The sequence below is a fragment of the Bradyrhizobium yuanmingense genome (assembly GCF_900094575.1).
Lineage (GTDB): Bacteria > Pseudomonadota > Alphaproteobacteria > Rhizobiales > Xanthobacteraceae > Bradyrhizobium > Bradyrhizobium yuanmingense.
On record NZ_FMAE01000054.1, the window covers coordinates 1 to 8,507 of the forward strand.

Genomic DNA, 8,507 nt, shown 5'->3' on the forward strand with positions numbered 1-8,507 from the left:
CTCGACCTCTTCGGCAATACCGCCCTTTCATCCAGCCTCGGCCTAGGCGTCACGGCCTTCGCCGCCGATTTCGGCGGCGCCGACAATCATGAGGATGATCCGCCGCAGTCGACCCCGGCCCCGACTGGACCGGTGATCGAATGGGCGCGGCGCTCCGAGGACGGTCCCCGCAAGCGCGGCGACAATTTCTATCTTTCCGGCGCGACGCGGCCTCGCAACGGGCTGGAAGCAGCGCGCCCGCGACACCATCGCCGCAGTTCGTTTCGCCGCACAGATCGAGGCCGAGCAGCGCCCCGCGACGGTCGAGGAGCAGCGGCAACTGATCCGCTTTACCGGCTTCGGCGCCTCAGAGCTCGCCAATGGCGTTTTCCGCCGACCGGGCGAAACCGAATTCGCAAAGGGCTGGGACGAGATCGGCGCCGACCTGCAGGATGCGGTCGATGAGGCTGACTACGCTTCGCTGGCACGCTGCACCCAGTACGCCCATTTTACGCCGGAGTTCATCGTCCAGGCGATGTGGGCGGGTTTGCTGCGCCTCGGCTGGCGCGGCGGCCGCGTGCTCGAGCCCGGCATCGGCACCGGCATGGTTCCGGCGCTGATGCCGCCGGTTCTGCGCGAGGTCTCCCACGTCACCGGCGTCGAGCTTGATCCCGTCACGGCGCGCATCGCGCGGCTGTTGCAGCCCCGGGCGCGGATCGTCACCGGCGATTTCGCGCGCACCGAGCTGCCGACGCGGTTCGACCTTGTGATCGGCAACCCGCCCTTCTCCAATCGCACCGTCCGCTCGGACCGCACGCTGCGCTCGCTCGGTCTGCGACTCCACGACTACTTCATCGTCAAGGCAATCAAGCTGCTGAAGCCGGGCGGTCTCGCCGCCTTTGTCACGTCGCACGGCACGATGGATAAGGCGGATGGCTCGGCGCGCGTGCAGATCGCAAAGTACGCCGATCTCCTCAGTGCCATCCGTCTGCCGGAGGGTAGCTTCCGCGCCGATGCCGGCACCGACGTCGTGGTCGACATCCTGTTCTTCCGGCGGCGCAAGTACGGCGAGCCCGAAGGCGACCTGTCCTGGCTCGACCTGGATGAAGTATGCCCGGCGACCGAGGACGAGGGCGCAATTCGCGTCAACCGCTGGTTCGCGTGCCATCGCCACCTTGTGCTCGGCGCGCACGCGCTGACCTCCGGCCCGTTTGGCGAGACCTACACCTGCCTGCCGAATGACGGCGCAGACCTCGCGACCGCGCTGGACGATGCGATCGGCCTCCTTCCTGTCGCAATCTATGACGGCCAACCGTAGGCGGTCGACCCTGACGGCGAGCACGAGGCCGTGCCGGCGCAGTCGGACAGCTCGGCGAGCCGCACAGCGCGCGAGGGCAGCTATCTGCTCGACAGCCGGCATGGCCTGACGCAGATCCTTGACGGCCAGCCAGTTGCCGTCAGGTTGCGCAAGGGCCGCAGTGCCGACGGTATCCCGGAGAAGCACGCTCGGATCATCCAGAGGCTGATCCCGATCCGCGACGCGGTCCGCGAGGTGCTGAAGTGCCAGGAGCTCGACCGGCCTTGGAAGGATGCGCAGGTCCGCTTACGCATCGCGTGGTCGAAGTTCGTGCGCGCCTTCGGGCCTATCAACACGACCGTCGTGTCGACGGCCGAGGACGACGAGACCGGTGAGGTCCGCGAAACGCACCGCAGGCCGAACCTCCAGCCATTCCTGGACGATCCGGACTGCTGGCTGGTGGCCTCGATCGAAGACAACGACCTCGAGTCGGATACGGCGAAGCCGGGTCCAATCTTCACCGAGCGGGTGATCGCGCCACCGGCGCCGCCCGTCATCACCAGCGCCGCCGACGCGCTGGCCGTCGTTCTCAACGAGCGCGGTCATGTCGACCCCGACCACATCGCGGAGCTCGTGCACCGCGACGCGGACCACGTCATTGCCGAGCTCGGCAGCGCCATCTTCCGCGATCTCAGCGGCGGCTCGTGGCAGACCGCCGACGCTTATCTGTCGGGCGCGGTCCGGTCGAAGCTTGCGGCAGCGGAGGCCGCGGCCGCGCTCGATCCGGCCTATGGGCGCAACGTCAGGGCGCTGCAGGAGGTGCAGCCTGCCGACCTCCAGCCCTCGGACATCACCGCGCGTCTCGGCGCGCCGTGGAGTCCCGCCGCTGACATCGTCGCCTTCGTCAAGGAAACGATGGGCGCGGAGATCAGGATTCACCACATGCCGGAACTGGCGTCGTGGACCGTGGAGGCCCGGCAGCTCGGCTGGATGGCCGCTGGCACGTCGGAATGGGGCACGGAACGGCGGCACGCCGGGCAGCTTCTCTCTGATGCGCTCAACTCCTCCGTCCCGCAGATCTTCGACACCATCAAAGACGGCGACAGTGAACGTCGGGTCCTCAACGTCGTCGACACCGAGGCGGCGAAGGAGAAGCTCTCGAAGATCAAGACCGCCTTCCAGAATTGGATCTGGTCCGATCCGGATCGGACCGACCGGCTGGCGCGGGTTTACAATGATCGCTTCAACAACATCGTGCCGCGCGCCTTCGACGGATCGCATCTGAAATTGCCGGGCACCTCGGGCGCCTTCGTTCTCTACGAACATCAGAAGCGCGGCATCTGGCGCATCATCGCCTCGGGCGCGACCTATCTCGCCCACGCCGTCGGTGCCGGCAAAGACGATGACGATGGCAGCCGCGATCATGGAACAACGGCGTCTCGGGCTGGTCGCTAAGGCCATGCTAGTCGTTCCCGGCCATTGCTTGGCGCAGGCGGCGCGCGAGTTCCTGGCGCTCTATCCCGGTGCCCGCATCCTTGTCGCCGATGAGACCAACTTCACCAAGGACAAGCGGCACCGCTTCCTGTCGCGCGCCGCGACCGCGACGTGGGACGCGATCATCATCACGCATTCGGCCTTCCGCTTCATCGGCGTGCCATCGGCCTTCGAGCAGCAGATGATCCAGGACGAGCTCGAGCTCTATGAGACGCTGCTCACCAAGGTCGAGAGCGACGACTGCGTCTCGCGCAAACGCCTCGAGCGCCTGAAGGAGGGATTGAAGGAACGGCTCGAAGCGCTGGCCACCCGCAAGGACGATCTCCTGACCATCTCCGAGATCGGCGTCGACCAGATCATCGTCGACGAGGCGCAGGAGTTTCGCAAGCTATCCTTTGCTACCAATATGTCGACGCTGAAGGGCGTCGATCCGAACGGCTCGCAGCGCGCCTGGGATCTATATGTGAAGTCGCGCTTCATCGAGACCAAGAATCCTGGGCGGGCGCTGGTGCTTGCCTCCGGCACGCCGATTACCAACACGCTCGGTGAGATGTTCTCGGTGCAACGCTATCTCGGATACGGGGCACTTCTGGATCGCAAGCTCCACGAGTTCGACGCCTGGGCCTCGACTTTCGGCGACGTCTCGACGGAACTCGAGCTCCAGCCGTCCGGCAGGTACAAGCCGGTCACACGCTTCGCGACCTTCGTGAATGTCCCCGAGCTGATCGCCATGTTCCGGTCCTTCGCCGACGTAGTGATGCCGGAGGACCTGCGGCAATACGTGAAGGTCCCGGCGATCTCGACGGGCAAGCGCCAGATCTTGACGGCAAAGCCGACGCCGGCGTTCAGGCGCTACCAAGTCCTCCTCGACGCGCGGATCAAGGCGATCGAGACGCGCGACCGGCCGCCGGAGCCAGGCGACGATATCTTGCTCTCCGTCATCACCGACGGGCGGCATGCGGCGATTGACCTGCGTCTGGTCGATCCGGACAGTGATAACGAGCCGAGCAACAAGCTGAATCTTCTCGTCGGGAACGCCTTCCGCATCTGGAAGGAGACGTCAGACAACAGTTATGTGCGCGCCGACGGCAAGCCGTACGAACTCCCTGGCGCCGCGCAGATGATCTTCTCCGACCTCGGAACGGTCAGCGTCGAGAAGACGCGCGGCTTCTCGGCTTATCGCTGGATCAAAGACGAGCTCGTCCGCATGGGCGTGCCGCCGTCCGAGATCGCCTTCATGCAGGACTTCAGGAAGTCCGAGGCCAAGCAGCGTCTGTTCGGCGACGTGCGCGCTGGCAAGGTCCGCTTCCTGATCGGCTCCTCAGATACAATGGGGACGGGTGTCAACGCGCAGCTTCGCCTGAAGGCCCTCCATCACCTCGACGTGCCATGGCTACCGTCGCAGATCGCGCAGCGCGAGGGCCGGATCGAGCGCCAGGGCAACCAGCACGACGCGATCGACATCTTCGCTTACGCTACCGAAGGCTCGCTCGACGCGAGCATGTGGCAGAACAACGAGCGCAAGGCTCGCTTCATTGCCGCGGCGCTCTCCGGCGACACGTCGATCCGCCGGCTCGAGGACCTCGGTGAAGGCCAGGCCAATCAGTTCGCGATGGCCAAGGCGATCGCGAGCGGCGACCAGCGGCTGATGCTAAAGGCTGGGCTCGAAGCCGACATCGCGCGGCTCGAGCGTCTGCGCGCGGCGCATATCGACGACCAACACGCCGTCCGTCGGCAGATCCGGGACGCGGAACGCGACATCGAGTTCTGGACGCGGCGGATCGCGGAGGTCGGCAAGGATATCGAGCGCCTTGTTCCGACCGCCGGCGACGCCTTCGCCGCGACCGTGGCCGGCAAGCGCCATGTCGAGCGCAAGGAGGCCGGCCGCGCGCTGATGAAGGAAATCCTGACCCTCGTTCAGCTCCAGCAGGAGGGCGAGACCATCATCGCCATGATCGGCGGGTTCGACCTCGAGTACTCCGGCGAGCGTTACGGCCGTGACGGCTATCGGTACACCACCATGCTGATCCGGACCGGGGAAGCGCATGAGATCGAGTTGCCCGTCACGGTGACGCCGCTCGGCGCAATCTCCCGTCTTGAGCACGCGCTCGACGATTTCGAGGGCGAGCGGGAGCGCTATCGCCAGCGTCTCGCCGACGCACATCGCCGGCTCGTCTCGTACCGGTCGTGCGAGGACGGCGAATTCGCATTCGCAGCCGATCTCGCCGAGAAGCGCCGGCAATTGGCGGAGGTCGAGAAAGCCCTTGCGACGGATGTGGAGGGCGCGGGCGAAAGCGCTATCGCAGCGTAATGAGATGGAAGGGATGCCCGCTCGCAGATCGGCCGGGCCGGTAACGCTGACGCTCAACCGCCGCCTGCGCGATCCCAGCCCGTCGTCCTTCGCAGGGCTGAAAGCCCTGCTTGTCCGGCCTGGCAGGGATGCTCGGCCACGGTTGTGCCGGCCCGCCCGCTCCGCGGGGCCCGTGGGTGTCTTCGGGAAGAAGACGAGGAAGGACCCGCAAGGCGGGGTCCGCGAACCGAACAGGAGAAGTCCCATGCAACTCATCAAGATTGATCCGCGTGCGCTGAACGAAAATCCCGACCGCATGCGCCAGACGAACTCGACGCCGCAGGCCGACGCCCTGCTGCTCGCGACAATCAAGGCCGTCGGCATCGTCCAGCCGCCCGTCATCACGCCCGAGACCGGCGGCGGCAACGGCTATGTCATCAATGCCGGTCATCGCCGCGTCAAGCAGGCGATCGCTGCCGGCCTCGAGGAGATCGACGTCCTCGTCGACGAGGCGGCGGACGACAACGGCGCCATGCGCTCGATGATCGAAAACATCGCACGCGAAGCGCTCAATCCCGTCGACCAGTGGCGTGCGATCGAACGCCTCGTCGCACTGGGTTGGACCGAGGAGGCGATCGGGGTCGCATTGACCCTGCCCGTCCGGCAGATCAGGAAGCTCCGCCTGCTCGCGAACGTGCTGCCTGCCATGCTCGACCACATGGCCAAGGGAGACATGCCCGACGAGCGCCAGCTCCGCACCATCGCCTCGGCATCGCTCGATGAGCAGAAGGAGGTCTGGAAGAAGCACAAGCCCTCCCAGGCAGATCCGCAGGTGTCGTGGGGGAGCGTGGCACAGGCCCTGACCAAGGTCCGGATGTACGCACGCCACGCCAGCTTCGGTGACGACCTCGCCCAGGCTTACGGCATTCAGTGGGTCGAGGACCTGTTCGCGCCGGCGGACGAGGACAGCCGCTATACCACAGATGTCGAGGCGTTCCTCGGCGCGCAGCAGGAATGGATGGCGAACAACCTGCCGAAGAAGGGCATTATTGCCGAGACGACGAACTGGGGCGAGGTCAAGCTGCCGCCAAAGGCGGAGCGTGTCTACGGCAAGCCGTCGAAGTCGGATTGTACGGCGATGTATCTCGACCGTGACGGCCGCGTGCAGAGCGTGCATTATCGCCTGCCAGCGGCGAAGAAGTCGAAAGACAAGGGCACGGCGGCCGGCACTGACGCTGCCGACGAGAGCACAGCCATCTCGAAGCCGCGTCCCGACGTGACGCGCAAAGGGCGTCGAGATCATCGGCGACTTACGAACCGACGCCCTCCATGAGGCGTTGGCACGCGCGCCCGTCGGGGACGATGCGCTGATGGCGCTGCTGATCCTCGCCTTCGCGGGCCAGAACGTCTCGGTCGATTCCGGTAGCGGCGGCACCTATTACGGCAACCGGCGCCTTGCGCGCCATGCCGCAACGCTGTTCGATCAGGATGGCAAGCTCGTCCTCAACATGGACACGCTCCGCGTAGCAGCGCGCTCGATTTTCGTTGAGGTTCTCTCGTGCCGGGAAAACCGCACCGACAGCGGCATCGTTGCGCGCGTCGCCGGCGAGGTCGTCGGCGCGGACAACTTCCTGCCGAACATGGGCACTGACGACTTCCTCTCATGCCTGTCGCGCGCTGCGCTCGAAGGCTCGTGCAAGGACGCGTCGATTCTCCCGCGCCAGAAGGTGAAGGACACCCGCGCCGCTTTGGTCGAGCACTTCAAGGAAGGCAGCTTCGTCTATCCGGCAGCGCTGTTCGCTCCGGATAAGGTCAACTTGTTGGCGTGGCTGGCGAAGAACGCCGTCACTGCCGCCGATGAGGCCGACGACCAGTCGAGGATCCGGACGCTGGCGACGCGGACAGCGGCGAAGCCTCAGATGACGGGTCGTTCCGTGAGGCGGCTGAATAGTCCGCCCGCTATCGCCAATCCGAATGACAGCCCGCCGCCGGCCTAGTCGGCGGCGGCTTCGTTTCCAACACCCATGAACAGGAGGACGTCCATGTCCGCGCAGTTGATCTACGACCTCGTCCCGCTCGGAGCTATCATACAGTTTTCCGACGGCACGCCGCGGCCACCGGAGCGGCACCGCAAGAAGCTCGCGGCTTGGGAACACCGCAACAGCGGCGGACGGCTGATCCGCAAGCAGGCAGAATGCCGCGTCGGCAACACCGTCATTGGCGCCACCATTACGCTGCATGCCGGCGACTATGGCGGCGGCGGTGTTGTGGTGCTACGCGTTCACCGGACCTTCTCGGTCGACAGCGACCTGAGGTTCGTCGTGACCGAACGCCCGAGGGTCGGTGCGATCCGCGTGCTCAGCCGACCCGGCGAGGACGCCGAACTCGTCCATCTCGCCAGCAGCCGCACTGAGGCCGAAACCTGGCTGCAGAGCCACGGCTATCCGGATGCGGTTCTCGACGAGGTGACCGCCGATGCGCCGGCAGCCGACGTCGTGGAGGGGAGGACGGCCGCATGACGACACCCTCACCCCTCACCGCCGTGACGGACTCGAATTCTGGATTTCCGGAGGTTGAGTTCGGCCGCAGCAGCGACGGCTATCTCGTCGCTCGTGTTGGCGACACGGCCTTCGCCATGTTGCCGGGACGCGACGCCCGCCATTATCTCGCGACCGGCTGGCGCATCAAGCGGCGGATCCCCGAATGGAAGCGCTCTGACTTCTACGGCCATTCCGGCGGGCTTGCCGACGAGGCGGCCTTTCGGACGAAGGTCTTGGAGAACGCCGAGCATCAGCGCGAGAAGCGTGCGCTCGGACGTCGCGACACCGGCTCCAATGCTAATACGCCATGGGGTCCGTCGCAGGGCGCAACCGTTTATGCGGAAGGCGTCGTGCGCCATTCGACGGCGGGCCACGGCGGCTTCCACCTCTCGGCCGAGCGCAACCGTAAGGTCAACCCTATACTGCGTGCGCCGAGCGGCTGGTACGAGGAAGACGAGGCCTGGGCGATCGTGGCGCTGACCTTCCCGCATCTGTTCACCGGCTACGAGCAGCGCTGCGCCGAACGCACCATCCAGGATAGCTGGCCCGATGCGTGGGAGGCGATTTTCGGGATCGTGCTGCAGCCCGGCGAATCCCGTGAGAAGGATCGGAGCGGCTTCGAGAAGGAGCACGCCGGCAACTGGATTGTCGTGTCGGCGATCACGTCGGCTCAACAGCCGGGCTTTGTTGAAGTCGTCGCCACGCCGGGCGGCAGACGCGGCGCGGGCACTGAGGAGCGACGCTTCCTCGTCCCGTCCGACGAGTATCGGATTGGCTGCTTCGGCTTCGTCGTCGATGAGACCCGCCACCCCGTCTATTCCGGGCCATCGAGCTTCATCGGCTGGCAGGGAAGGACGTCGCCATGAAGGCTTCCCCCGAACGCCTCACCCAGCTTTCGCGCATGGAG

General features: G+C 65.9%; 2 protein-coding genes and 2 pseudogenes. All 4 read left to right on the top strand.

What is annotated here, in order from left to right; all coding sequences use genetic code 11:
- Window positions 1-5,081: pseudogene (locus GA0061099_RS38185) on the top strand (Eco57I restriction-modification methylase domain-containing protein); the annotation flags it as partial.
- Between the two features lie 244 nt (window positions 5,082-5,325).
- Window positions 5,326-7,011, top strand: a pseudogene (locus GA0061099_RS38190) (ParB/RepB/Spo0J family partition protein).
- Between the two features lie 91 nt (window positions 7,012-7,102).
- Window positions 7,103-7,579 carry a hypothetical protein gene (locus tag GA0061099_RS38195; RefSeq protein WP_074448618.1) on the top strand — a complete coding sequence of 159 codons (477 nt, stop codon included), beginning with the start codon at window positions 7,103-7,105 and terminating at the stop codon, window positions 7,577-7,579.
- Complete coding sequence (locus tag GA0061099_RS38200; protein ID WP_074448619.1) at window positions 7,576-8,466, top strand: DUF7007 domain-containing protein; 891 nt, start codon at window positions 7,576-7,578, stop codon at window positions 8,464-8,466. Before GA0061099_RS38195 ends, GA0061099_RS38200 begins: the two co-directional genes overlap by 4 nt.
- Window positions 8,467-8,507: the final 41 nt, after the last annotated feature.

Excerpts from the sequence above, each read along its gene's own strand:
- GA0061099_RS38200 (WP_074448619.1), top strand. The coding sequence starts at position 7,576 with ATGACGACACCCTCACCCCTCACCGCCGTGACGGACTCGAATTCTGGA.
- GA0061099_RS38195 (WP_074448618.1), top strand. The coding sequence starts at position 7,103 with ATGTCCGCGCAGTTGATCTACGACCTCGTCCCGCTCGGAGCTATCATA.